This window comes from Schinkia acidoalkalinis (genome assembly GCF_054301215.1).
Genome location: NZ_CP182573.1, coordinates 2022046 through 2045453 on the forward strand (window position 1 = coordinate 2022046; position 23408 = coordinate 2045453).

Genomic DNA, 23408 nt, shown 5'->3' on the forward strand with positions numbered 1-23408 from the left:
CTTTGTTGAAGTATTATTTTATTCGTCTCTTCGAAGACCAAGACCAAGCTCTTCAAGCTTCGCCTTTACTTCTTCTAGTGATTTTCTTCCTAGGTTGCGAACTTTCATCATATCTTCTTCAGTCTTATTCGCTAGTTCCTGAACTGTATTAATACCAGCACGTTTCAAGCAGTTATAAGAACGAACAGATAAGTCAAGTTCTTCAATTGTCATTTCGAGAACCTTTTCTTTTTGGTCCTCTTCCTTTTCAACCATAATTTCAGCATTTTGGGCTTCATCAGTCAAACCAACAAAGATGTTTAAATGCTCGGTTAAAATTTTAGCTCCAAGCGAAACAGCTTCTTCTGGTCGAATGCTACCATCTGTCCAAACATCCAGTGTCAACTTATCGTAATTTGCAACCTGTCCAACCCTCGTGTTTTCAACTGTATAGGTTACACGAGAGACTGGAGTAAAAATCGAATCTATCGGAATCACACCGATAGGTTGATCTTCACGCTTATTTGCATCAGCAGGAGTATAGCCACGGCCGCGCTTAGCAGTTAATCTCATGCGGAGATTTCCGTTTTTACCAAGTGACGCAATATGAAGATCAGGATTTAGTATCTCAACATCACTATCGTGTGTAATATCAGCGGCAGTTACGTCTCGCTCACCTTGAATATCAATTTCTAATGTTTTTTCTTCATCAGAATAAATTTTTAATGCTAATTTTTTGATATTCAAAATTACAGTTGTAACATCCTCTACTGTACCTTCAATAGTAGAGAATTCGTGTTGAACACCATCGACTTGAATGGATGTTACAGCAGCCCCAGGGAGAGAGGATAATAGAATACGACGTAAGGAGTTTCCTAAAGTGGTACCATATCCACGCTCAAGCGGTTCGACAACGAATTTACCAAAGGTAGCATCATCGCTGATTTCAACCGTTTCGATTTTTGGTTTTTCAATCTCAATCATTCAATAAACCCTCCTTCAAAACGTCGAAACCTCGGCTAGGGTTCCGCCCCTAACCGAAATTCCCCATTAGGCAATTCCCAAATGTGCACAACAATTTACTAATTATCTGTTAGTCCGTTTCTCTTAGAAAAAACTGTCATCATATCCCATTATAGACAGGGATTAAAATTCTATACAGATTAATTATACGCGGCGACGTTTTGGTGGTCGGCAACCATTATGAGGTACTGGTGTTACGTCACGAATAGCTGTAACCTCTAAACCTGCTGATTGAAGTGCGCGGATCGCAGCTTCACGACCAGCTCCTGGACCTTTAACTGTTACTTCCAAAGTTTTCATACCGTGCTCCATAGAAGCTTTTGCAGCAGTTTCAGCTGCCATTTGGGCTGCAAATGGAGTTGATTTACGAGAACCTTTAAAACCTAAAGCACCAGCGCTTGACCAAGATACAGCATTACCGTGAGCATCAGTAATCGTAACGATTGTATTATTGAATGTTGAACGAATATGTGCTACGCCAGTTTCGATGTTCTTTTTGACACGGCGTTTACGAGTATTAGTCTTACGAGCCATTGATTAATTCCCTCCTTTACTTTACTTTTTCTTATTAGCAACTGTACGACGTGGACCTTTACGTGTACGAGAGTTATTTTTAGTGTTTTGACCGCGAACTGGAAGACCACGGCGATGACGAAGACCACGGTAAGAACCAATTTCGATTAGACGCTTAATGTTAAGGGAAACTTCACGACGAAGGTCACCTTCTACTTTATAGCGGTCAATAATCTCACGGATTTTACCTAACTCGTCTTCTGTTAAATCACGAACACGAGTATCTTCTGAAACACCTGCTTCAGCTAAAATCTTTTGTGAAGTTGCACGGCCAATGCCGTAAATATATGTTAATGAGATGACTACGCGCTTTTCGCGTGGAATATCTACACCTGCAATACGTGCCATTTAAAGTTGCACCTCCTTATGATTAGCCTTGTTTTTGTTTATGCTTAGGGTTTTCACAAATAACCATTACTTTACCTTTGCGACGAATGACTTTACACTTTTCGCAGATAGGCTTTACGGATGGTCTAACTTTCATCTTTTTGAACCTCCTTATGTTACGGAGTGCTATTTTATTTGTAACGATACGTGATGCGACCACGAGTTAAATCATATGGAGATAACTCTACAGTCACCTTATCACCTGGTAAAATCCGAATGAAATGCATGCGAATTTTACCTGATACATGCGCCAATACAGTATGACCGTTTTCTAATTCCACTTTAAACATTGCGTTTGGCAGAGTCTCGACGATCGTACCTTCTACTTCAATGACATCCTCTTTAGCCATCAAGCTGCTCTCCTTTCTCAAAATCAGTAATTTGCTCATTGACAAACTTTGAAACAGCAAACCTTAGCTTTCCATTTGTCACACGACCAGTTTCACTAATACTGTTCTGAACCTCCGGAGAAACATAATCAAAAAACTCGAGATGATTAATGTTCTTTTTCTTTGGCCGATCAAATTTACGTTTATCACCATCAGCGATAAACACGAAACGCTCATCGAGGATTTTTAGTACTATTGCAAATTGACCAGCATCTCTTCCTTGTAGAATTTTAACTAACTGACCTATTCGCGGACTCGACTCAGGTTCGTTCACCCATTATCACCTTCACTTAGGCTTTTGTTAAAATTTCAAATCCAGTTTCAGTAATTGCAATCGTATGTTCAAAATGAGCACACATTTTGCCGTCAACTGTAACAACAGTCCAGTTATCTGAAAGTGTTTTAACATAACGCGTACCTGCATTAACCATAGGCTCAACTGCAAGCACCATACCAGGCTTTAACCTTGGTCCTTTGTTAGGAGGTCCATAATGTGGAATTTGCGGATCTTCATGAAGATCCTGCCCAACTCCATGCCCCACATACTCTCTAACAATAGAAAAACCGCCTGCCTCTACATATGTTTGAATCGCATGAGAGATATTCGATAATCTTACACCGGCTTTTGCTTCATCTAGCCCTTTATATAAGGATTGTTCTGTAACTTCTAGTAGTTTATTCGTTTCGTCATCAATGCTTCCCACAGCATATGTCCAAGCAGAGTCCCCATGGTAGCCATTGTACTTTGCACCGATATCAATTGAGATAATATCGCCGTCGCGGAGAACTCGATCACCAGGTATACCGTGCACTAACTCTTCATTCACCGAAGCACATATGCTTCCAGGAAAACCATTATATCCTTTAAAGGATGGAATTGCGTTATAATAACGGATGGTCTTTTCAGCTATATTGTCTAATTCCTTGGTCGTTATTCCTGGTTTTATATGCTTTTTCAGTTCTTGATGTGTAAGGGCAACAATTTTACCTGCTTCACGCATAATTTCAATCTCGCGCACAGTTTTGCAAATGATCATCCAATTAAGCCCCCAAGGAGTTGATCTATATCTTTGAAAACAACATCAATGTCTTGATCTCCGTTAATGTTGCGTAGAGTACCTTTTGCACTGTAGAAATCAAGTAAAGGTTGTGTTTGCTTAATATTTACTTCCAATCGATTACCAACTGTTTCTGCATTATCATCAGAACGTTGATAAAGTTCGCCTCCACACTTATCACAAACGCCATCTTGTGCTGGTGGATTAAATACCATATGGTATGTAGCCCCACAAGATTTACAAATGCGGCGTCCTGTTAGACGTTCCATTAACTTGCTAGTATCAACTTGAATATTGATTACAAAATGAATAGGACGGTCAAGTTCTGTTAAAAGAACTTCAAGTGCTTCAGCCTGTGGAACCGTTCTTGGAAAACCATCTAAAAGGAATCCCTTTTTACAATCATCTTTTCCAAGACGTTCCTTTACGATACCAATTGTTACTTCATCTGGTACAAGTGCACCTTGATCCATAAAGGATTTTGCTTTAATACCTAATTCTGTTCCTTCCTTAATGGCAGCACGGAACATATCGCCTGTTGAAATATGAGGAATATCATACTTTTCAACAATTTGTTCCGCTTGTGTTCCTTTTCCAGCTCCCGGTAACCCCATCAATACTAGATTCATCTTTAGCCCCCCTATCTATCTTGGCGAGGCACAGGGCAATTAACATGGCCCCTACCTCAAAAACCTATTTCAAGAACCCCTTATAATGTCTCTTCACTAATTGGCTTTCCAACTGCTTCATTGTTTCAAGCGCAACGCCGACAACAATTAGTAAGCTGGTACCACCAATCTGTACAGTTTGCGGTAGTTTCGCAATGTTTACAAACAAAACAGGAAGTACTGCAATGAGTGCCAAGAATATGGATCCTACTAAAGTTAATCTGTAAAGAATGCGAGTTAAGTACTCCTGGGTGCTTTTTCCCGGTCTTATACCAGGTACATAGCCACCTTGTTTTTTAAGGTTTTCTGCCATTTGTTCAGGATTAACTTGAACAAATGTATAGAAATAGGTAAATGCAACAATCAAAGCTATATAAATAATCATCCCAATTGGATGTGAATACGTAAAAGTCGTTTGAATCCAAGTGGTGACTTTATTTGTTCCAAAGAAGCCGGCAATTGTCGGCGGTGTTATTAAAAATGAAATCGCAAAGATTACTGGAATAACCCCTGCAGCATTAACTTTAATCGGTAAGTGTGTTGACTGTCCGCCAACTGGGCTACGATTTACAAGCCTTTTGGCATACTGAATCGGTATTTTCCGAAGAGCTTGTGAAATAAAAATCGTTCCCACGATTACAGCTAAAACTGCAACCAGTAATAATGCCATTGTAACGATTTTTAAGAATAGTGCTTCTCCTGCACCTTCAAGTTGTTGTGCATAGATCTGGTTTGCAGCTGTTGGAATCGCTGCAACAATACCTGCAAAGATTATGATGGAAATTCCATTACCAATACCATGCGAGGTAATGAGTTCACCTAACCAAAGCAAGAATGCTGTACCAGCAGTTAATACTAAAGCGATAAGTAAATATGTTGGGACTCCAGGGTTTTTGATTAAGCCTGGAAACATATTATTAAAGCCGATAGACATACCAACTGCTTGAATAAAACCAAGCACGATTGTCCCATAGCGGGTAAACTGAGCTAACTTACGTCGTCCAACCTCTCCCTGTTTAGACCACTCAGTAAATTTCGGTACAACGTCCATTTGTAAAAGCTGAATAATAATGGAAGCAGTAATGTATGGCATAATCCCCATTGCAAATATCGAGAAGTTTTTCAAAGCACCGCCGCCAAATGTATTAAGAAGTCCAAATACACCTTTGTCACTTAGCTTTAATACTTCCGCATTTACACCTGGAACTGGTATAAAACTACCGAGTCTAAAAACTACGAGCATAAGTAAGGTGAAAACGATCTTACGTCGTATTTCACCAACTCGTATAAAATTGGAGATTGTCTCAAACATCAAACCACCTCAGTTTTACCGCCAGCTGCCTCAATTGCTTCTTTAGCGGAAGCTGAGAACTTATGTGCTTTAACAGTAAGGTTCTTTTCTAACTTACCATTTCCTAGTACTTTAACACCAGCATTTAACTTGCTGACAACACCAGTTTCAAGCAATAATTCAGGAGTGACCTCTGTCCCGTTTTCGAAGCGATTAAGTGTTTCAATGTTAACAATCGTATACTCTTTACGATTGATGTTAGTAAAGCCACGCTTAGGTAAACGTTGGAATAAAGGCATTTGTCCACCCTCGAATCCAGGACGTACACCACCGCCTGAACGAGCCTTTTGACCTTTATGACCTCTACCTGAAGTTTTACCATTGCCTGAAGCCATACCACGGCCAACACGATTACGTTCTTTGCGAGAACCTTCTGAAGGTTTTAACTCATGTAGTTTCATTCTCTTGCACCTCCTCTTTTAATCAACTTTAATTATTATACTTCTTCTACTTTTACTAAATGTGATACTTTATTAATCATTCCACGAATTGCTGCGTTATCTTCGTGAACAACTGTTTGATGTATTTTACGTAATCCTAAAGTTTGTACAGTAGCTCTTTGGTCTTGTGGACGACCAATAACACTGCGTTTGAGGGTGATTTGAAGTTTATTAGCCATTATTTTCCCTCCTTATCCTAACAGTTCTTCTACCGTTTTGCCACGTAACTTTGCAACTTCATTTGCACGTTTTAAATCTTTTAACCCTTCAATAGTTGCACGTACCATATTTACCGGAGTGTTAGATCCTAACGATTTAGAAAGGATATCACCTACACCAGCTAATTCTAGTACCGCACGAACAGGGCCACCAGCGATAACGCCAGTACCTTCAGCAGCAGGCTTTAATAATACATTACCGGCACCAAATCTTCCGATAACATCATGTGGTATTGTAGTACCAATGATTGGCACATTGATTAAGTTTTTCTTCGCATCTTCAATTGCTTTACGAATTGCATCTGGAACTTCTTGTGCTTTTCCAGTGCCGAAACCAACATGACCATTTTTATCACCAACAACGACTAGTGCAGCGAAGCGGAAGCGACGACCACCCTTAACCACTTTTGCCACACGGTTAACCGTTACGACACGCTCTTCAAGCTCTAATTTATTTGGATCAATAAGACGCATTAATTCATTTCCCTCCTTTATTCTTAGAATTCAAGACCAGCTTCACGAGCAGACTCTGCTAAAGCCTTAATTTTTCCATGATATAAGTAGCCACCACGGTCAAATACTATTTCTTTCACGCCTTTTTCAATACCACGTTGAGCAACTAATTCACCGATCTTTTGAGCTGCTTCAATATTTCCAGTTGATTCAAGATTTAAATCTTTTTCAACAGTAGACGCACTTGCTAAAGTAACATGATTTACATCATCGATTAATTGAGCATAGATATGCTGATTTGAGCGATACACATTTAAACGTGGACGTTCAGCAGTTCCGCTTACTTTTGCACGTACACGAGCATGTCTCTTTTTACGGACAGCATTTTTGTCAGCTTTCGTAATCATTCTGGATTCACTCCTTTCTTTTACTCTAAGAAGCGTTATTTCTTAGCAGTTTTACCTTCCTTACGACGTACAAATTCGCCTTCGTAACGAATACCTTTACCTTTATATGGCTCTGGTGAACGTACAGCGCGGATATTTGCAGCAACTGCTCCTACACGCTCTTTATCAATTCCTTTAACAACGATTTTAGTGTTAGAAGGAACTTCGATTTCAATACCAGCTTCAGGTTGAATTTCTACTGGATGTGAATATCCAACGTTAAGAACAAGTTTGTTACCAGACTTAGTAGCACGGTAACCAACACCGATTAATTCAAGACCTCTTTCATAGCCCTTTGTAACACCTTCAACCATATTACCTAGGATACTACGTGTAGTACCGTGTAGTGAACGGTGTTCCTTTTCGTCAGAAGGACGTTCTACAGTAAGAACATTATCCTCTACTTTAATATTCATATCAGGATGAAAAGCACGAGTTAACTCGCCTTTTGGTCCTTTAATTGTAATTACGTTACCATTGTTTGTTAAAGTAACGCCTTGTGGAATCTCAAGTGGTTTCTTACCAATACGAGACATCTGTTGCACCTCCATTCATCAAAAAAGTTCTTACCAAACGTATGCTAGGATTTCTCCGCCAATTTGTTTTGCACGAGCATCTTTATCAGTTACTACACCGCTAGATGTAGAAACAATCGCAATGCCAAGGCCATTTAGGACGCGAGGTACTTCATTAGCTTTAGCATATACACGTAAACCAGGCTTACTAATACGTTTCAAGCCAGTGATTACACGCTCGTTGTTTGAGCCGTACTTCAAGAAGATACGGATAATTCCTTGTTTATTATCTTCGATATATTCAACGTCACGTACAAAGCCTTCACGCTTTAAAATTTCAGCAATCTCTCTTTTAAGTTTAGATGCAGGAATTTCAAGCTTCTCGTGACGTACCATATTCGCATTACGGATGCGAGTAAGCATATCTGCAATTGGATCAGTCATAACCATGTAATTTACCTCCTTCCCAAATTAAGGGTTTACCAACTTGCTTTTTTAACACCAGGGATTTGACCTGCGTAAGCTAATTCACGGAAACAAATACGGCAAAGTTTGAATTTACGTAATACTGAATGTGGACGACCACAGCGTTCACAGCGAGTATATTCACGTACACCATACTTTTGTGTGCGTTTTTGCTTAACGATCATTGATTTCTTGGCCACGAATTTCCCTCCTCTTTAATTACTTTTGAAACGGCATACCCATTTGAGTTAATAACTCACGAGCTTCTTCATCTGTATTAGCAGTAGTTACGATAACAATGTCCATACCACGAACTTTAGAAACTTTATCGTAATCAATTTCAGGGAAAATCAATTGTTCTTTGATACCTAGTGTATAGTTACCACGGCCATCAAATGACTTCTTAGAAACACCTCTAAAGTCACGTACACGAGGTAAAGAAACTGAAACTAATTTATCAAGGAATTCATACATACGCTCACCGCGGAGTGTAACCTTCGCACCGATAGGCATTCCTTCACGTAGTCTGAAGCCTGCGATTGATTTTTTTGCTCTTGTTACTACAGGTTTTTGACCTGTAATTGCAGCTAATTCTTCAACAGCATTATCTAATGCTTTTGAATTTTGTACTGCGTCACCCACACCCATGTTGATTACGATCTTTTCAATTTTAGGTGCTTGCATTACAGATGTATAATTAAATTTGCTCATTAAAGCAGAAACTACTTCTTTATTAAATTTCTCTTTTAGGCGATTCACGAGTCGCGACCTCCTTTCTTAAAAAATCTATTTATCTAAAGCTTCACCTGATTTTTTTGCAATACGAACTTTCTTACCATCAACAACTTTGTAACCTACACGAGTAGGATTGCCAGTCTTTGGATCGATTGGCATTACATTTGATACATGAATAGGTGCCTCTTGGCTAATGATTCCACCTTGTGGATTCAATTGAGAAGGCTTTGAGTGCTTTTTAATAACATTCACACCTTCTACTAAGACACGATCCTTTTTTGGAAATGCTTCAAGGATAATACCTTGTTTGCCTTTGTCTTTACCAGAGATCACTTGTACCTTATCACCTTTTTTTACATGCATCTTATAGACACCTCCTTCAAGGCTAATAATAAGATCTTTATAGTACTTCTGGAGCTAATGAAACAATTTTCATAAAGTTTCTTTCACGTAATTCACGTGCCACTGGGCCAAAGATACGAGTTCCACGTGGACTCTTATCGTCACGAATGATTACACATGCATTTTCATCAAAGCGGATATATGAACCGTCTGAACGACGTGCACCACTCTTAGTACGTACGATTACAGCTTTAACAACGTCGCCTTTTTTGACAACGCCTCCTGGTGTTGCTTGCTTGACAGTACACACAATAACGTCACCGATATTAGCTGTCTTCTTGCCTGAACCACCAAGAACTTTAATTGTTAAAACCTCACGTGCACCTGAGTTGTCAGCCACTTTTAAACGAGATTCTGATTGAATCATCGATTAGTACCTCCTTTCGGAACACTTAGTTTTACCGAACCTGTAAATTAGATTATTACTGCTTCTTCTACAACTTCAACTAAACGGAATCGTTTTGTAGCTGAAAGAGGACGAGTCTCCATGATTTTTACGACATCGCCAACTTTAGCTTGGTTGTTTTCATCATGAGCCTTATACTTTTTAGAGTATTTAACACGCTTGCCGTATAGTGAATGTTTTTTGTAAGTTTCAACTACTACTGTGATCGTTTTATCCATTTTGTCGGATACAACACGACCTACATATACCTTACGTTGGTTGCGTTCACTCATTTACGCTAACCTCCTCTCGATTATCGATTGTTAACACCAAGTTCTCTTTCGCGAATAATCGTCTTCATACGAGCAATCGCCTTGCGTACCTCACGAATACGAGTAGTGTTTTCTAATTGTCCAGTCGCAAGCTGGAAACGAAGGTTAAATAATTCTTCTTTTAAAGATTTTACTTTTTGTTCAACTTCGGCAGTGGTTAAATCACGGATTTCATTAGCCTTCATTAGTTTCACCACCAATATCTTCGCGTTTTACAAATTTACATTTAACAGGTAACTTATGTGCTGCAAGTCTTAGAGCCTCACGAGCCACTTCTTCAGGTACACCTGCAATTTCAAACATTACTTTTCCTGGTTTTACAACCGCTACCCAACCTTCAGGAGCACCTTTACCAGATCCCATACGTACTTCTAATGGTTTTGCTGTAAAAGGCTTAGAAGGGAAGATTTTAATCCAAACTTTACCGCCACGTTTCATATAACGTGTCATCGCACGACGAGCAGCTTCGATTTGGCGGTTGGAAATCCAAGATCCTTCAAGCGATTGTAAACCGAACTCACCGAAATGTACTTCAGTACCACCTTTAGCGCGACCACGCATATTTCCGCGGTGCTCTCTACGGTACTTCACGCGTTTAGGTAATAACATTATTGGTTTCCTCCTTCCTCATCTTTCGTTGCTCTTTTCTTAGTAGGAAGAACTTCACCACGGTAGATCCATACTTTAACACCTAACTTACCGTAAGTAGTGTCAGCTTCTGCAGTTCCATAATCAATGTCTGCACGTAAAGTATGAAGTGGCACAGTGCCTTCACTATAGTGTTCAGAACGAGCGATATCAGCACCGCCAAGGCGTCCAGATACCATTGTTCTGATACCTTTTGCACCAGCACGCATTGCACGTTGAATAGCTTGCTTCTGCGCACGACGGAATGATACACGATTTTCTAATTGACGAGCAATATTTTCAGCAACTAATGTTGCATCGATATCCGCTTTTTTAACTTCCATAATGTTAATGTGAACACGTTTTTGAGTTAACTCATTAAGAGCTTTACGAAGTGCTTCTACTTCTGTTCCACCCTTACCAATAACCATACCTGGCTTAGCAGTATGGATTGCGATATTCACACGATTTGCAGCGCGTTCAATTTCAATTTTTGAAACAGCTGCGTCAGATAAACGTTTACTAATATATTCACGGATTTTAATATCTTCATGTAATAGATCAGCATAATCTTTACCAGCAAACCATCTTGATTCCCAGTCACGGATTATACCAACGCGAAGTCCGTTAGGATTTACTTTTTGACCCACTACTATCCCTCCTTACTTTTCAGATACCACAACTGTAATGTGGCTAGTACGTTTGTTAATAGCACTTGCACGTCCTTGCGCACGTGGACGGAAACGTTTTAAAGTTGGACCTTCATCTACAAATGCTTGTGAAATAACTAAGTTATTTACATTCATTTCGTAGTTGTGTTCAGCGTTAGCAATCGCTGATTTTAATACTTTTTCAATAACAGGAGAAGCTGCTCTTTGTGTTAGGCGAAGAATAGCAATTGCTTCACCTACTTGCTTACCTCGAATTAAATCGATCACAATACGAGCCTTACGAGGAGCAATACGGACAGTTCTCGCAACAGATTTCGCTTGTTTCACTTCCATTCCTGTACCTCCTCTCTACTAACGTCTTGTTTTCTTATCGTCATCCGCATGACCTTTATACGTGCGGGTAGGAGCAAATTCGCCTAACTTATGACCAACCATATCCTCAGTTACGAAAACTGGAACATGTTTACGTCCATCATAAACAGCGATTGTATGCCCGATAAACTCAGGGAAAATTGTAGAACGACGTGACCAAGTTTTAATTACTTGTTTCTTAGTTGTTTCGTTCATTGCCTCAACTTTCTTCATTAAATGATCATCGACAAATGGCCCTTTTTTCAAGCTGCGACCCATGAATTGACCTCCCTTCGCGACTGCGCCACGGTTCTAATGAACCGCAGTACAATCCCGTTATTTTTTGCGACGACGAACAATAAATTTGTCTGACGCTTTATTTTTCTTACGAGTTTTAGCTCCAAGTGTTGGTTTACCCCAAGGTGACATTGGAGATTTACGTCCGATAGGTGCTTTACCTTCACCACCACCGTGTGGGTGATCGTTAGGGTTCATTACAGATCCACGAACAGTTGGGCGAATGCCTAACCAACGAGAACGACCTGCTTTACCAACGTTTACTAGTTCGTGTTCTAGGTTACCCACTTGACCTACTGTTGCACGGCAAGTAGCGAGAATTTGACGAACTTCACCAGACACTAAACGTACTAATACATATTTGCCTTCTTTACCTAATACTTGAGCTTCAGCACCAGCAGAACGTACTAATTGTCCGCCTCCACCTGGTTTCAACTCAATATTATGAATTACTGTACCAACTGGGATATTTGAAAGTGGTAATGCATTACCAACTTTAATATCAGCCTCAGGTCCTGAATAAATCTCCTGACCAACTTGTAAACCTTTTGGCGCAAGGATATAACGTTTTTCACCATCAACATAGTTGATTAACGCGATGTTTGCTGTACGGTTTGGATCGTACTCGATTGTAGCAACGCGTCCTGGTATTCCGTCTTTATCGCGTTTAAAATCGATTACACGATATTGACGCTTATGACCGCCACCTTTATGGCGTGTTGTGATTTTACCTTGGTTATTACGTCCTGCTTTTTTAGGTAGTGGAGCAAGCAATGACTTTTCCGGTGTATCAGTTGTGATTTCCGCAAAATCAAGAGCTGTCATGCCACGACGACCATTAGACGTAGGATTATACTTTTTAATCGCCATTTCGGTTTCCCTCCTTCACTAATTGTTTATGCTTCGAAAATCTCTAAATCTTTGCTATCTGCAGTTAATTTTACAATTGCTTTCTTACGCTTTGGTGTAGTACCAGCATAGCGGCCTACACGCTTAAATCTGCCGTCGTAATTTTGTACGTTAACTTTTTCAACTTTAACGCCAAAAATAGCTTCAATAGCCTGTTTCACTTCCGTTTTGTTTGCTCTTGTATCTACTTCAAATGTGTATTTTTTTTCACCCATTAATTCAGTAGAACGTTCAGTTATCACGGGGCGCTTAATAATATCACGAGGATCTTTCATTATGCAAGCACCTCCCCTACTTTTTCAGCTGCATCTTTCGTAATTACCATTTTGTCATGGTTCATTACATCCAAAACATTTACCCCATTAGCGTCTACAACAGTAACACCAGGAATATTACGAGCAGATAATTCAACCATTTGGTCAGCATCAGCTGTAACAACTAATACCTTTTTATCTAGTGATAAGGCATTTAACACTTGAACCATGTCTTTTGTTTTTGGTGCTTCAATAGTTAAATTTTCTAGTACTACTAAATCATTATCTAACACCTTTGTAGATAGAGCTGATTTAATAGCTAAACGACGAACTTTTCTTGGAAGCTTGTAAGAATAGCTTCTTGGTTGAGGACCGAATACAATACCTCCACCTCTCCATTGTGGAGAACGAATTGAACCTTGGCGTGCGCGACCAGTTCCTTTTTGGCGCCATGGCTTTCTACCACCACCGCTTACTTCAGAGCGGTTCTTTACTTTATGAGTACCTTGGCGTCTAGAAGCGCGTTGCAAAAGGATCGCATCAAAAAGTACATTGTTGTTTGGCTCAATACCAAAAACCGCATCAGAAAGCTCGATTTCACCTACTTGTGAACCTGCTTGATTATAAAGTGCTACTTTAGGCATCTAATTTTCCTCCTTTCTGAACAATTATTTGTTACCCTTAATCGCACTAAGGATTTTTACATAACTCTTTTTAGCTCCAGGTACATTACCTTTTACTAATAATAGGTTGCGTTCAACGTCAACTTTTACGATTTCAAGATTTTGAACTGTGATTTGCTCGCCGCCCATTTGTCCAGGTAACATTTTACCTTTGAATACACGGTTTGGAGCAACTGGTCCCATTGAACCAGGACGACGATGATAACGAGAACCATGGGCCATAGGGCCGCGGGATTGATTATGGCGTTTAATAGAGCCTTGGAATCCTTTCCCTTTTGAAGTCCCTGTAACGTCTACAAGTTCTCCCTCTGTAAATGTATCAACTTTGACTTCCTGACCAACTTCAAATTCCCCAGCGTTAATACCGCGGATTTCACGGACGAAGCGCTTAGGAGTTGTATTAGCTTTTGCAGCATGACCTTTTTCAGGTTTATTTGTGCGTGATTCCTTTTTATCAGCAAAACCTAATTGGATTGCTTCATAACCGTCTGTATCAACAGTTTTCTTTTGTAACACGATATTAGCCTCAGCTTGAATAACCGTTACTGGAATTAAATCGCCGTTTTCAGCAAACACCTGAGTCATACCGATTTTTCTACCTAAGATTCCTTTGGTCATTAGTCACACCTCCTGTAAATAGTAATTTATTATTTTATAATTAAAGTTTGATTTCGATGTCTACACCAGACGGTAAGTCTAAACGCATTAAAGAATCAACCGTTTGTGGTGTTGGATTGATAATATCAATCAAGCGTTTATGAGTACGCATTTCAAATTGCTCACGAGAATCTTTATATTTGTGTACAGCACGTAGGATTGTGTATACAGATTTCTCTGTAGGTAATGGAATCGGACCAGACACATTTGCACCAGAACGTTTTGCAGTTTCCACAATCTTTTCAGCTGACTGATCAAGAATTCTGTGATCGTAAGCCTTTAAACGAATACGAATTTTTTCTTTTGCCATAATTTTCCCTCCTTTTTCGCCCATTTTAGAATAGACATACTCCGTGGAAATTTCCTCACACTCGCCATGGCAAAGGGGCCGGGTGTGTCAGCAACCTTCCACATCATAGCTGTAAATGACCAACATTGACTATTATACAAAAACTATCAACTGATTGCAAGAAAAAATATATTTTTAAATGAAAAAAATCATACTGAAAACTGATACAATCAGAATCAGCAAACAATTTCCGTTTTTATTCTTTTGCTCACTTTTTCAATTATACATATTGATAGAAGAAATACAAGAACTTCTATTAATGTCTTACTATTCATGAAATAAAAAAGCAGCCAGCTTGAGCCGACTGCTTTTTTACTTTATTTTAAATTACTCAATGATTGTAGATACGGAACCAGCGCCTACTGTACGTCCGCCTTCACGAATTGAGAATTTAGTTCCTTCTTCGATCGCAACTGTAGTGATAAGTTCTACAGTCATTTCGATGTTATCTCCAGGCATTACCATTTCAGTACCTTCTGGTAACTTGATGATTCCAGTTACGTCAGTTGTACGGAAGTAGAATTGTGGACGATAGTTTGAGAAGAATGGAGTATGACGTCCACCTTCTTCTTTTGATAATACGTATACTTGAGCTTTGAAAGTTTTGTGTGGTGTGATTGAACCTGGCTTAGCAAGTACTTGACCACGTTGGATATCATCACGTGCAACACCGCGAAGTAATGCACCGATGTTGTCTCCAGCTTCTGCATAATCAAGAAGCTTACGGAACATTTCTACACCAGTTACTGTTGTGCTCTTTGGCTCTTCAGCAAGACCAACGATCTCTACTACGTCACCAACTTTAACTTGACCGCGCTCAACGCGACCTGTAGCAACTGTACCACGACCAGTGATTGAGAATACATCCTCAATTGGCATCATGAAAGGCTTATCAGTGTCACGAACTGGGTCAGGAATGTAGCTGTCAACTGCATCCATTAATTCGATAATTTTTTCTTCCCACTCAGCTTCTCCTTCAAGAGCTTTAAGAGCAGAACCTTTGATTACAGGGATATCATCACCTGGGAAGTCATATTCAGAAAGTAGGTCACGAACTTCCATTTCTACTAATTCTAATAATTCTTCGTCATCAACCATATCACACTTGTTCATGAATACAACTAAGTATGGTACACCTACTTGACGAGATAATAGAATATGCTCACGTGTTTGTGGCATAGGACCATCTGTAGCAGATACTACTAGGATACCACCGTCCATTTGCGCAGCACCAGTGATCATGTTTTTAACATAGTCAGCGTGTCCTGGGCAGTCAACGTGTGCGTAGTGACGCTTGTCAGTTTCGTATTCTACGTGTGCAGTAGAGATTGTGATTCCACGTTCTCTTTCTTCTGGAGCACCATCGATTTGGTCATATGCACGAGCTTCAGCTTTACCTTGTTTAGCAAGAACAGATGTAATAGCAGCTGTAAGAGTAGTTTTACCATGGTCAACGTGTCCGATTGTACCGATGTTAACATGCGGTTTTGTACGGTCAAATTTAGCTTTTGCCATTAGAGATTTCCTCCTTGAATTTATAATATTTTATTGTTTTCTATATGTAAGGGACGGGAATTCAGTGAATTCCCAATAACCAACTTACTATAAAATTTAATTTAATGCAATGCTGGAACTATTAAGCACCAGTATTTTTCTTAATAATTTCTTCAGAAATTGACTTAGGCACTTCTTCATAATGATCGAAATGCATAGAGTAAGTACCACGGCCTTGAGTGTTTGAACGTAATGCAGTCGCATAACCAAACATCTCAGATAGCGGAACCATTGAACGAACTACTTGTGCATTACCACGAGCTTCCATACCTTCAACACGACCACGGCGTGAAGTAACGTCACCCATGATATCACCCATGTATTCTTCTGGAATAACGATTTCAACTTTCATCATTGGCTCAAGAAGTACTGGGTTACATTTTGTTTTAGCGTTTTTAAGCGCTAATGAAGCGGCTACTTTAAACGCCATTTCACTTGAGTCTACATCATGGTATGATCCATCGAATAATGTTGCCTTAACGTCGATTAACGGATAGCCAGCAAGGACACCGTTCTGTAATGCATCTTGTAATCCTGATTGGATTGCAGGTACATAATCTCTTGGAACTACACCACCAACGATTGCGTTAACAAATTCGAAACCTTTACCTTCTTCATTTGGTTCGAAACGAATCCAAACGTGACCGTATTGACCACGTCCACCTGACTGACGCACAAATTTACCTTCACACTCAGCAGTTTGACGGAATGTCTCACGGTAAGAAACTTGTGGTGCACCCACGTTAGCTTCAACTTTGAATTCACGTCTCATACGATCAACGATGATATCCAAGTGAAGCTCACCCATACCTGAAATGATAGTTTGGCCAGTTTCTGGGTTTGTTTCTGTACGGAAAGTAGGATCCTCTTCAGCAAGCTTTTGTAAAGCAAGTCCCATTTTGTCTTGGTCTGCTTTAGATTTAGGCTCAACTGACAATGAGATAACTGGCTCTGGGAATTCCATTGATTCCAAGATAACAGTGTTCTTTTCATCACATAAAGTATCACCAGTAGTAGTATCCTTTAAACCAACAGCCGCTGCGATATCCCCTGCATATACTTGAGGGATTTCTTCACGGTGGTTTGCGTGCATTTGTAGAATACGACCTACACGTTCACGCTTACCTTTTGTTGAGTTTAATACATATGATCCTGAATTCAAGATACCTGAATACACGCGGAAGAATGTTAACTTACCAACATATGGGTCAGTCATAATCTTAAACGCTAATGCTGAGAAAGGCTCTTCATCACTTGAATGACGAAGTACTTCTTCATCAGTATCAGGTAAAGTTCCTTTAATAGCAGGAATATCTATTGGAGCTGGTAAGTAGTCTACAACTGCGTCTAGCATTAATTGAACACCTTTGTTCTTAAATGCGGAGCCGCAAGTTACAGGGAAGATTTCAACATTGATAGTACCTTTGCGAATTGCAGCCTTAATTTCTTCTTCTGTCAATTCTTCGCCATCAAGATACTTCATCATTAATTCTTCATCTAACTCAGCCACTGCTTCAACTAACTTTGCACGATATTCTTCAGCTAGTTCCTTCATATCTTCAGGAATTTCTTCTTCACGAATATCAGTTCCAAGGTCATTACCGTAAACTTCAGCTTTCATCTTAATTAAGTCGATGATACCTGAAAAAGCATCTTCAGATCCGATAGGAAGCTGAATTGCTACTGCGTTAGCGCCTAGACGGTCATGGATTGTTTTAATGGAATATATGAAGTCTGCACCCATTTTATCCATTTTGTTAACAAATACAATACGTGGAACGCCATATGTTGTAGCTTGACGCCAAACTGTTTCTGTTTGTGGTTCTACACCAGATTGCGCATCCAATACAGTAACCGCTCCATCTAATACACGAAGTGAACGTTCAACTTCTACTGTGAAGTCTACGTGTCCAGGTGTATCGATGATATTTACACGATGGCCTTTCCATTGAGCTGTCGTCGCAGCAGAAGTGATAGTGATACCACGTTCTTGCTCTTGCTCCATCCAGTCCATTTGAGAAGCTCCTTCGTGAGTTTCCCCGATCTTATGGATACGGCCAGTATAGAATAGTATACGTTCTGTAGTTGTTGTCTTACCGGCATCGATGTGAGCCATGATACCGATATTACGAGTATTTTCTAAGGAGAACTCTCTTGCCATCTATACTTCTCCTTCCTTTTTAGGAAATTAATTAGTATGTTTATTTTACCAGCGATAATGAGCAAACGCTTTGTTTGCTTCTGCCATTTTATGAGTATCTTCACGTTTCTTAACAGATGCACCAGTATTATTAGCTGCATCAAGAATTTCGTTAGCTAAACGTTCTTCCATTGTCTTTTCACCGCGGCTACGTGCATATTGCACTAACCAACGTAGACCTAAAGTAGTACGACGCTCTGGACGAACTTCTACAGGAACTTGGTAGTTAGCACCACCAACACGGCGAGCACGAACCTCAAGTACAGGCATAATGTTCTTAAGAGCTTGTTCAAATACTTCCTTTGGATCATTGCCAGTACGATCTTTCATGATATCAAACGCATTATAAAGAATCGTTTGTGCCTTACCTCTCTTACCATCAACCATAATTTGATTGATTAAGCGAGTGATAAGCTTTGAATTGTAAATTGGGTCTGGTAAAACATCTCTACGTGTTACAGGACCTTTACGTGGCATATGATACCCTCCCTTCAAAATAATTATTTATTTAAAGTCTTTGTTGTTATTTTTTAGCCGCTTTTGGTCTCTTAGTACCATATTTAGAACGGCCTTGTGCACGGTTGTTAACACCAGCAGTATCTAAAGCGCCGCGTACGATATGGTAACGTACCCCCGGAAGGTCTTTTACACGACCGCCACGGATTAATACTACGCTGTGCTCTTGTAGGTTATGGCCGATACCAGGAATATAAGCTGTAACCTCGATTCCATTTGTTAAGCGTACACGAGCATATTTACGTAACGCTGAGTTTGGTTTCTTAGGAGTCATAGTTCCTACACGAGTACAAACACCGCGTTTTTGTGGTGATGAAAGATCAGTTTGCTCTTTCTTCATACTGTTATATCCTTTGTTTAACGCAGGTGATTTTGATTTAACGATTTTGCTTGTGCGTCCCTTACGAACTAATTGGTTCATAGTAGGCATAGTTTGTTTCCTCCCTTCTTTTTTATGTCCACATATCCAGGTGGTTCATTTTTTGAGCAAAAACAATGTTTTTATAGAGCGGCATACACCGCCCTACAAAAACATCTTTAGCCCTTTATAGCAACTGTTGCAGCTCCAACTTCTATTCCACAAGCTTTTCCAAGCTTCTTCATCGAATCTACTTTTACGACAGGAATTCCATTTTCTTTTGCTGCCAGCAGTACTTTATTTGTCACACGCCGATCGGCATCGTCGGCTATGATGACCTCGGATACTTCATCTTCCTTAATGGCTTTAAGAGTCTGTTTCGAACCAATAACGATCTCTTTAGCCTGTGATACTTTTTCATAAGACATATAGGTATATCCTCCAAAGCATCTATTTTAAAACACCTTTGTCATAATATCATTCCAGAGAAATAATGTCAACAACTTATTCTTTAGAAATTAAATCTTTGTCGTCGACAAGCTCCCCTTCATTTTCCTTTGCATATCTAACTTTTCTGTATCTTGTCATTCCCGTACCTGCTGGTACAAGTTTACCGATAATAACATTTTCTTTTAATCCTAAAAGCTCGTCACGTTTACCTTTGATTGCAGCATCTGTTAATACTCTTGTTGTTTCTTGGAATGAAGCCGCAGATAAGAAGGATTCAGTTTCTAGTGACGCTTTTGTAATACCAAGTAGAACCGATCTAGCTACAGCAGGACGTCCGCCTTGCAATAGAACAGTTCTGTTTGCTTCTTTAAACTGGTGAATGTCAAGTAATGAACCTGGTAGCACATCACTGTCTCCGGCATCCACTACCCGTACTTTGCGTAGCATTTGGCGCACCATTACTTCAACGTGCTTATCGCCGATTTCTACACCTTGCATACGATATACTTTTTGTACTTCACGAAGCAGATATTCTTGAACACCATCTACACCACGAACTTTTAACAATTCTTTTGGATCGATGGAGCCTTCCGTTAATTCCTGACCTGCTACTACCCTGTCTCCCTCAGAAACCTTTAATCTAGAGCCATAAGGGGCAGTGTAAGAGCGGCTTTCAACATCACCTTGAACAACAATCTCTTGTTTATCTTTCACATCATTGACCTGTGATACAATACCAGGAATTTCTGAAATGACAGCCTGACCTTTTGGATTACGAGCCTCAAATAGCTCTTGAATACGCGGTAAACCTTGCGTAATATCGTCTCCTGCTACACCACCGGTATGGAATGTACGCATTGTCAACTGTGTTCCTGGCTCACCGATGGATTGTGCTGCGATAATACCAACTGCTTCGCCTACTTCAACATCTTGGCCTGTTGCCAAGTTGCGGCCATAACATTTTTTACATACTCCAGCACGTGTATCACATGTAAATGCTGATCGAATTTTGACATGTTCAACGCCTGCATCCGCGATTCTTGTCGCGATATCTTCAGTAATCAGTTCATTACGGTTTATAATCACTTCATTTGTTTCAGGATGTTTTACTGTTTCGAAAGATGTACGACCAACCAAACGTTCATACAACGTTTCAATGACCTCTGTTCCTTCTTTCAGCGCACTAACGGTTAAGCCGCGGTCTGTTTTACAGTCATCCTCACGTACGATAACATCTTGGGCAACGTCAACTAGACGTCTTGTCAAATAACCTGAGTCAGCTGTTTTCAACGCTGTATCCGCAAGACCTTTACGAGCACCGTGAGTAGAGATAAAGTACTCTAATACCGTTAACCCTTCACGGAAACTTGATTTAATCGGCAACTCAATGATACGTCCAGCCGGGTTGGCCATGAGTCCGCGCATACCTGCCAGCTGTGTAAAGTTCGATGCGTTACCACGGGCACCTGAGTCACTCATCATGAAGATTGGGTTTGTTATATCCAAGCTATCCATCAATTTCTTTTGGATTTCATCCTTTGCTGAACTCCAAATTGAGATAACCCGATCATATCGTTCTTCATCGGTGATTAAACCACGTCTGAACTGCTTCATAACATTAGCAATCTTTTCTTCAGCTTTGACTAGGATTTCTTGCTTCTCTGGTAATACAACAATGTCAGCCACGCCAACTGTAATACCTGCCTTTGTTGAGTACTTAAACCCAAGATCCTTCATTCTGTCTAGCATTTTTGAAGTTTCAGTAATATGGAATCTTTTAAATACTTCAGCAATGATATTACCAAGATATTTTTTCTTGAATGGTGATACTAGTTCACGACTCGTAATCTCTTCTTTAATATTTGTTCCCTTTGGAACAAAATATTTCTCAGGAGTTTTCACCTCTAGATTATCTTTCGTAGGCTCATTAATGTATGGGAATGATTTTGGCAGGATTTCGTTGAAAACCAATTTCCCCACTGTCGTTAATAATAACGATTCATTTTGCTCAGCAGTAAATGTTGAATTATTTAAAGAGCCTGCTGCTACCGCGATACGTGTGTGTAAATGAACGTATCCGTTATTGTATGCCACAAGGGCTTCGTTCGTATCTTTGAACACCATACCTTCACCAACGGCTCCGGCACGTTCAATCGTTAAGTAATAATTTCCTAGTACCATGTCCTGTGATGGTGTAACAACTGGCTTTCCATCTTTCGGATTCAAAATGTTTTGGGCTGCTAGCATCAATAATCTTGCCTCGGCTTGTGCCTCGGCAGATAGTGGTACGTGCACCGCCATTTGGTCACCGTCAAAGTCAGCGTTATATGCTGTACATACTAGAGGATGTAGACGAATCGCCCGTCCTTCTACCAAAGTAGGCTCAAATGCTTGAATTCCTAGTCTGTGAAGTGTAGGGGCGCGATTTAGTAGAACTGGATGCTCTTTAATTACCTCTTCAAGTACATCCCATACCTCTGGCTGAACTCGTTCAATTTTCCGCTTTGCACTTTTAATATTATGCGCCAAGCCTTTTCCAACAAGTTCTTTCATTACAAATGGCTTAAACAATTCTAAGGCCATTTCTCTTGGTAGTCCACATTGATACATTTTTAGATTCGGACCAACAACAATTACAGAACGTCCAGAGTAGTCAACACGTTTACCTAAAAGATTTTGACGGAAACGTCCCTGCTTACCTTTTAACATATGTGATAATGACTTCAATGGGCGATTTCCTGGTCCTGTTACAGGACGGCCGCGGCGGCCATTATCAATCAATGCATCAACAGCTTCCTGCAGCATTCTTTTTTCATTTTGAACAATAATACTTGGAGCACCTAAATCTAATAAACGCTTCAAACGATTATTACGGTTAATCACACGGCGATATAAATCATTTAGGTCAGATGTCGCGAAACGACCGCCATCAAGTTGCACCATTGGGCGTAGTTCTGGCGGGATAACCGGTAAAACATCTAAAACCATCCATGATGGGTCATTACCGGAGTTGCGAAATGCCTCAAGAACTTCAAGGCGTTTAATTGCACGAGTACGACGTTGTCCTTGTGCTGTTCGCAATTCCTCTTTTAATTGATCCACTTCTTTATCTAAATCAATATCTTGTAATAGCTTACGAATTGCCTCTGCACCCATTTGTGCTTGGAATGATTGGCCATACTTTTCGCGGTATGTTCTATACTCTTTCTCTGAGAGTAGTTGTTTCTTTTCTAATGCTGTATTTCCTGTATCGGTAACAACATAAGAAGCAAAATAAATAACTTCTTCAAGGGCACGAGGTGACATATCAAGTGCCAAACCCATACGGCTTGGAATCCCCTTGAAATACCAAATATGCGACACTGGTGCAGCTAGCTCAATATGCCCCATACGATCACGGCGCACCTTTGCACGGGTTACCTCAACGCCGCAACGGTCACATACAACACCTTTATATCGAACTCTTTTATACTTTCCGCAATGACATTCCCAGTCTTTTGTCGGACCAAAAATCCGCTCACAAAACAGTCCATCTTTTTCTGGTTTTAATGTACGATAATTGATTGTTTCCGGTTTTTTTACCTCACCGAAAGACCATGAACGAATTTTGTCAGGTGAAGCCAATCCAATTTTCATATACTCAAAATTATTTACATCTAGCAAAGGGGCTACCTCCCTTAGAAAGTGAAACTTTAGGGCTGTCTCGGGAAGCA

Annotated in this window: 36 protein-coding genes; all 36 read right to left on the bottom strand. The window is 40.0% G+C overall.

Annotation, left to right across the window (positions count from 1 at the left end; translation table 11 throughout):
* Positions 1-18: 18 nt before the first annotated feature.
* On the bottom strand, positions 19-963 hold the full coding sequence (locus ACNQFZ_RS10575) for a DNA-directed RNA polymerase subunit alpha (RefSeq protein WP_458415173.1): 945 nt from the start codon (positions 961-963) through the stop codon (positions 19-21).
* A gap of 183 nt (positions 964-1146) precedes the next feature.
* Entirely contained in the window at positions 1147-1536 is a 390-nt protein-coding gene (gene rpsK / locus ACNQFZ_RS10580; protein WP_458415174.1) for a 30S ribosomal protein S11, read from the bottom strand.
* Between the two features lie 21 nt (positions 1537-1557).
* Positions 1558-1923 carry a 30S ribosomal protein S13 gene (gene rpsM, locus ACNQFZ_RS10585; protein WP_458415175.1) on the bottom strand — a complete coding sequence of 122 codons (366 nt, stop codon included), beginning with the start codon at positions 1921-1923 and terminating at the stop codon, positions 1558-1560.
* A gap of 22 nt (positions 1924-1945) precedes the next feature.
* Positions 1946-2059 carry a 50S ribosomal protein L36 gene (rpmJ, locus tag ACNQFZ_RS10590; RefSeq protein WP_003156543.1) on the bottom strand — a complete coding sequence of 38 codons (114 nt, stop codon included), beginning with the start codon at positions 2057-2059 and terminating at the stop codon, positions 1946-1948.
* A 34-nt stretch (positions 2060-2093) separates the two neighbouring features.
* Complete coding sequence (gene infA, locus ACNQFZ_RS10595; protein WP_458415176.1) at positions 2094-2312, bottom strand: translation initiation factor IF-1; 219 nt, start codon at positions 2310-2312, stop codon at positions 2094-2096.
* Positions 2305-2625, bottom strand: coding sequence for a KOW motif-containing protein (locus ACNQFZ_RS10600; RefSeq protein ID WP_458415177.1), 321 nt, complete (start codon positions 2623-2625; stop codon positions 2305-2307). The genes infA and ACNQFZ_RS10600 overlap by 8 nt, the downstream gene beginning before the upstream one ends.
* 16 nt (positions 2626-2641) lie before the next feature.
* Positions 2642-3388 (bottom strand): type I methionyl aminopeptidase, encoded by a 747-nt coding sequence (gene map, locus ACNQFZ_RS10605; RefSeq protein WP_458415178.1) that lies wholly within the window; start codon positions 3386-3388, stop codon positions 2642-2644.
* Entirely contained in the window at positions 3385-4038 is a 654-nt protein-coding gene (locus tag ACNQFZ_RS10610) for an adenylate kinase (protein ID WP_458415179.1), read from the bottom strand. Before ACNQFZ_RS10610 ends, map begins: the two co-directional genes overlap by 4 nt.
* 64 nt (positions 4039-4102) lie before the next feature.
* On the bottom strand, positions 4103-5389 hold the full coding sequence (gene secY, locus ACNQFZ_RS10615; RefSeq protein ID WP_458415180.1) for a preprotein translocase subunit SecY: 1287 nt from the start codon (positions 5387-5389) through the stop codon (positions 4103-4105).
* Complete coding sequence (gene rplO, locus ACNQFZ_RS10620; RefSeq protein ID WP_458415181.1) at positions 5389-5829, bottom strand: 50S ribosomal protein L15; 441 nt, start codon at positions 5827-5829, stop codon at positions 5389-5391. The genes secY and rplO overlap by 1 nt, the downstream gene beginning before the upstream one ends.
* Positions 5830-5864: 35 nt before the next feature.
* Entirely contained in the window at positions 5865-6047 is a 183-nt protein-coding gene (gene rpmD, locus ACNQFZ_RS10625; protein WP_458415182.1) for a 50S ribosomal protein L30, read from the bottom strand.
* 12 nt (positions 6048-6059) lie between these two features.
* Positions 6060-6560: a 30S ribosomal protein S5 gene (gene rpsE / locus ACNQFZ_RS10630; protein ID WP_458415183.1), complete on the bottom strand. Its 501-nt coding sequence runs from the start codon at positions 6558-6560 to the stop codon at positions 6060-6062.
* A 23-nt stretch (positions 6561-6583) separates the two neighbouring features.
* The gene (gene rplR / locus ACNQFZ_RS10635) at positions 6584-6946 is read right to left on the bottom strand and encodes a 50S ribosomal protein L18 (protein WP_458415184.1); all 363 of its coding nucleotides are present in this window, start codon (positions 6944-6946) and stop codon (positions 6584-6586) included.
* A 35-nt stretch (positions 6947-6981) separates the two neighbouring features.
* Positions 6982-7521 carry a 50S ribosomal protein L6 gene (gene rplF / locus ACNQFZ_RS10640; RefSeq protein WP_458415185.1) on the bottom strand — a complete coding sequence of 180 codons (540 nt, stop codon included), beginning with the start codon at positions 7519-7521 and terminating at the stop codon, positions 6982-6984.
* Positions 7522-7551: 30 nt separating this feature from the next.
* Entirely contained in the window at positions 7552-7950 is a 399-nt protein-coding gene (rpsH, locus tag ACNQFZ_RS10645) for a 30S ribosomal protein S8 (RefSeq protein ID WP_458415186.1), read from the bottom strand.
* 29 nt (positions 7951-7979) lie between these two features.
* Positions 7980-8165, bottom strand: coding sequence for a type Z 30S ribosomal protein S14 (locus tag ACNQFZ_RS10650; RefSeq protein ID WP_458415187.1), 186 nt, complete (start codon positions 8163-8165; stop codon positions 7980-7982).
* A gap of 19 nt (positions 8166-8184) precedes the next feature.
* Positions 8185-8724, bottom strand: a complete 540-nt coding sequence (rplE, locus tag ACNQFZ_RS10655) for a 50S ribosomal protein L5 (RefSeq protein ID WP_458415188.1) — start codon at positions 8722-8724, stop codon at positions 8185-8187.
* A 27-nt stretch (positions 8725-8751) separates the two neighbouring features.
* Positions 8752-9063: a 50S ribosomal protein L24 gene (rplX, locus tag ACNQFZ_RS10660; protein ID WP_458415189.1), complete on the bottom strand. Its 312-nt coding sequence runs from the start codon at positions 9061-9063 to the stop codon at positions 8752-8754.
* A gap of 37 nt (positions 9064-9100) precedes the next feature.
* Positions 9101-9469: a 50S ribosomal protein L14 gene (rplN, locus tag ACNQFZ_RS10665; protein WP_458415190.1), complete on the bottom strand. Its 369-nt coding sequence runs from the start codon at positions 9467-9469 to the stop codon at positions 9101-9103.
* Positions 9470-9516: 47 nt separating this feature from the next.
* Positions 9517-9780, bottom strand: a complete 264-nt coding sequence (rpsQ, locus tag ACNQFZ_RS10670) for a 30S ribosomal protein S17 (protein WP_458415191.1) — start codon at positions 9778-9780, stop codon at positions 9517-9519.
* 20 nt (positions 9781-9800) lie between these two features.
* A complete protein-coding gene (rpmC, locus tag ACNQFZ_RS10675) occupies positions 9801-10004 on the bottom strand; it encodes a 50S ribosomal protein L29 (RefSeq protein ID WP_003331721.1) in 204 nt (67 codons plus the stop codon).
* Positions 9994-10428, bottom strand: a complete 435-nt coding sequence (gene rplP / locus ACNQFZ_RS10680) for a 50S ribosomal protein L16 (RefSeq protein WP_458415192.1) — start codon at positions 10426-10428, stop codon at positions 9994-9996. Before rplP ends, rpmC begins: the two co-directional genes overlap by 11 nt.
* Positions 10428-11096, bottom strand: coding sequence for a 30S ribosomal protein S3 (gene rpsC, locus ACNQFZ_RS10685; RefSeq protein WP_458415193.1), 669 nt, complete (start codon positions 11094-11096; stop codon positions 10428-10430). Before rpsC ends, rplP begins: the two co-directional genes overlap by 1 nt.
* 12 nt (positions 11097-11108) lie before the next feature.
* Positions 11109-11450, bottom strand: coding sequence for a 50S ribosomal protein L22 (rplV, locus tag ACNQFZ_RS10690; RefSeq protein WP_458415194.1), 342 nt, complete (start codon positions 11448-11450; stop codon positions 11109-11111).
* Between the two features lie 18 nt (positions 11451-11468).
* A complete protein-coding gene (rpsS, locus tag ACNQFZ_RS10695; protein ID WP_458415195.1) occupies positions 11469-11747 on the bottom strand; it encodes a 30S ribosomal protein S19 in 279 nt (92 codons plus the stop codon).
* Between the two features lie 57 nt (positions 11748-11804).
* Positions 11805-12635 carry a 50S ribosomal protein L2 gene (gene rplB, locus ACNQFZ_RS10700; protein WP_458415196.1) on the bottom strand — a complete coding sequence of 277 codons (831 nt, stop codon included), beginning with the start codon at positions 12633-12635 and terminating at the stop codon, positions 11805-11807.
* Between the two features lie 26 nt (positions 12636-12661).
* Positions 12662-12949, bottom strand: coding sequence for a 50S ribosomal protein L23 (gene rplW / locus ACNQFZ_RS10705; RefSeq protein WP_458415197.1), 288 nt, complete (start codon positions 12947-12949; stop codon positions 12662-12664).
* The gene (gene rplD, locus ACNQFZ_RS10710) at positions 12949-13572 is read right to left on the bottom strand and encodes a 50S ribosomal protein L4 (RefSeq protein ID WP_458415198.1); all 624 of its coding nucleotides are present in this window, start codon (positions 13570-13572) and stop codon (positions 12949-12951) included. The genes rplW and rplD overlap by 1 nt, the downstream gene beginning before the upstream one ends.
* A gap of 24 nt (positions 13573-13596) precedes the next feature.
* Entirely contained in the window at positions 13597-14229 is a 633-nt protein-coding gene (gene rplC, locus ACNQFZ_RS10715; protein ID WP_458415199.1) for a 50S ribosomal protein L3, read from the bottom strand.
* A 40-nt stretch (positions 14230-14269) separates the two neighbouring features.
* Entirely contained in the window at positions 14270-14578 is a 309-nt protein-coding gene (gene rpsJ, locus ACNQFZ_RS10720) for a 30S ribosomal protein S10 (protein ID WP_017754864.1), read from the bottom strand.
* A 366-nt stretch (positions 14579-14944) separates the two neighbouring features.
* Positions 14945-16132 (bottom strand): elongation factor Tu, encoded by a 1188-nt coding sequence (gene tuf / locus ACNQFZ_RS10725; protein WP_458415200.1) that lies wholly within the window; start codon positions 16130-16132, stop codon positions 14945-14947.
* A 121-nt stretch (positions 16133-16253) separates the two neighbouring features.
* Positions 16254-18332, bottom strand: a complete 2079-nt coding sequence (fusA, locus tag ACNQFZ_RS10730) for an elongation factor G (protein WP_458415201.1) — start codon at positions 18330-18332, stop codon at positions 16254-16256.
* Between the two features lie 45 nt (positions 18333-18377).
* On the bottom strand, positions 18378-18848 hold the full coding sequence (gene rpsG, locus ACNQFZ_RS10735) for a 30S ribosomal protein S7 (RefSeq protein WP_458415202.1): 471 nt from the start codon (positions 18846-18848) through the stop codon (positions 18378-18380).
* A 46-nt stretch (positions 18849-18894) separates the two neighbouring features.
* Positions 18895-19317: a 30S ribosomal protein S12 gene (gene rpsL / locus ACNQFZ_RS10740; RefSeq protein ID WP_458415203.1), complete on the bottom strand. Its 423-nt coding sequence runs from the start codon at positions 19315-19317 to the stop codon at positions 18895-18897.
* Positions 19318-19424: 107 nt separating this feature from the next.
* Entirely contained in the window at positions 19425-19673 is a 249-nt protein-coding gene (locus tag ACNQFZ_RS10745; RefSeq protein WP_458415204.1) for a 50S ribosomal protein L7ae-like protein, read from the bottom strand.
* Between the two features lie 76 nt (positions 19674-19749).
* A complete protein-coding gene (rpoC, locus tag ACNQFZ_RS10750; protein ID WP_458415205.1) occupies positions 19750-23358 on the bottom strand; it encodes a DNA-directed RNA polymerase subunit beta' in 3609 nt (1202 codons plus the stop codon).
* Between the last annotated feature and the right edge of the window lie 50 nt (positions 23359-23408).

Excerpts from the sequence above, each read along its gene's own strand:
- rplW (WP_458415197.1), bottom strand. The coding sequence starts at position 12,949 with ATGAAAGATCCTCGTGATATTATTAAGCGCCCCGTGATAACTGAACGT.
- rplR (WP_458415184.1), bottom strand. The coding sequence starts at position 6,946 with ATGATTACGAAAGCTGACAAAAATGCTGTCCGTAAAAAGAGACATGCT.
- rplO (WP_458415181.1), bottom strand. The coding sequence starts at position 5,829 with ATGAAACTACATGAGTTAAAACCTTCAGAAGGTTCTCGCAAAGAACGT.
- rpmC (WP_003331721.1), bottom strand. The coding sequence starts at position 10,004 with ATGAAGGCTAATGAAATCCGTGATTTAACCACTGCCGAAGTTGAACAA.
- ACNQFZ_RS10610 (WP_458415179.1), bottom strand. The coding sequence starts at position 4,038 with ATGAATCTAGTATTGATGGGGTTACCGGGAGCTGGAAAAGGAACACAA.
- fusA (WP_458415201.1), bottom strand. The coding sequence starts at position 18,332 with ATGGCAAGAGAGTTCTCCTTAGAAAATACTCGTAATATCGGTATCATG.
- rpsG (WP_458415202.1), bottom strand. The coding sequence starts at position 18,848 with ATGCCACGTAAAGGTCCTGTAACACGTAGAGATGTTTTACCAGACCCA.
- tuf (WP_458415200.1), bottom strand. The coding sequence starts at position 16,132 with ATGGCAAAAGCTAAATTTGACCGTACAAAACCGCATGTTAACATCGGT.
- rplC (WP_458415199.1), bottom strand. The coding sequence starts at position 14,229 with ATGACCAAAGGAATCTTAGGTAGAAAAATCGGTATGACTCAGGTGTTT.
- rplN (WP_458415190.1), bottom strand. The coding sequence starts at position 9,469 with ATGATTCAATCAGAATCTCGTTTAAAAGTGGCTGACAACTCAGGTGCA.
- rplF (WP_458415185.1), bottom strand. The coding sequence starts at position 7,521 with ATGTCTCGTATTGGTAAGAAACCACTTGAGATTCCACAAGGCGTTACT.
- ACNQFZ_RS10575 (WP_458415173.1), bottom strand. The coding sequence starts at position 963 with ATGATTGAGATTGAAAAACCAAAAATCGAAACGGTTGAAATCAGCGAT.
- ACNQFZ_RS10745 (WP_458415204.1), bottom strand. The coding sequence starts at position 19,673 with ATGTCTTATGAAAAAGTATCACAGGCTAAAGAGATCGTTATTGGTTCG.
- rpsJ (WP_017754864.1), bottom strand. The coding sequence starts at position 14,578 with ATGGCAAAAGAAAAAATTCGTATTCGTTTAAAGGCTTACGATCACAGA.
- rpsK (WP_458415174.1), bottom strand. The coding sequence starts at position 1,536 with ATGGCTCGTAAGACTAATACTCGTAAACGCCGTGTCAAAAAGAACATC.
- secY (WP_458415180.1), bottom strand. The coding sequence starts at position 5,389 with ATGTTTGAGACAATCTCCAATTTTATACGAGTTGGTGAAATACGACGT.
- map (WP_458415178.1), bottom strand. The coding sequence starts at position 3,388 with ATGATCATTTGCAAAACTGTGCGCGAGATTGAAATTATGCGTGAAGCA.
- rpsM (WP_458415175.1), bottom strand. The coding sequence starts at position 1,923 with ATGGCACGTATTGCAGGTGTAGATATTCCACGCGAAAAGCGCGTAGTC.
- rplB (WP_458415196.1), bottom strand. The coding sequence starts at position 12,635 with ATGGCGATTAAAAAGTATAATCCTACGTCTAATGGTCGTCGTGGCATG.
- rplP (WP_458415192.1), bottom strand. The coding sequence starts at position 10,428 with ATGTTATTACCTAAACGCGTGAAGTACCGTAGAGAGCACCGCGGAAAT.
- rpsQ (WP_458415191.1), bottom strand. The coding sequence starts at position 9,780 with ATGAGTGAACGCAACCAACGTAAGGTATATGTAGGTCGTGTTGTATCC.
- rpsS (WP_458415195.1), bottom strand. The coding sequence starts at position 11,747 with ATGGGTCGCAGCTTGAAAAAAGGGCCATTTGTCGATGATCATTTAATG.
- rpsH (WP_458415186.1), bottom strand. The coding sequence starts at position 7,950 with ATGGTTATGACTGATCCAATTGCAGATATGCTTACTCGCATCCGTAAT.
- rpsL (WP_458415203.1), bottom strand. The coding sequence starts at position 19,317 with ATGCCTACTATGAACCAATTAGTTCGTAAGGGACGCACAAGCAAAATC.
- infA (WP_458415176.1), bottom strand. The coding sequence starts at position 2,312 with ATGGCTAAAGAGGATGTCATTGAAGTAGAAGGTACGATCGTCGAGACT.
- rplV (WP_458415194.1), bottom strand. The coding sequence starts at position 11,450 with ATGGAAGTGAAACAAGCGAAATCTGTTGCGAGAACTGTCCGTATTGCT.
- rpmD (WP_458415182.1), bottom strand. The coding sequence starts at position 6,047 with ATGGCTAATAAACTTCAAATCACCCTCAAACGCAGTGTTATTGGTCGT.
- rplX (WP_458415189.1), bottom strand. The coding sequence starts at position 9,063 with ATGCATGTAAAAAAAGGTGATAAGGTACAAGTGATCTCTGGTAAAGAC.
- rplD (WP_458415198.1), bottom strand. The coding sequence starts at position 13,572 with ATGCCTAAAGTAGCACTTTATAATCAAGCAGGTTCACAAGTAGGTGAA.
- rpmJ (WP_003156543.1), bottom strand. The coding sequence starts at position 2,059 with ATGAAAGTTAGACCATCCGTAAAGCCTATCTGCGAAAAGTGTAAAGTC.
- rpsE (WP_458415183.1), bottom strand. The coding sequence starts at position 6,560 with ATGCGTCTTATTGATCCAAATAAATTAGAGCTTGAAGAGCGTGTCGTA.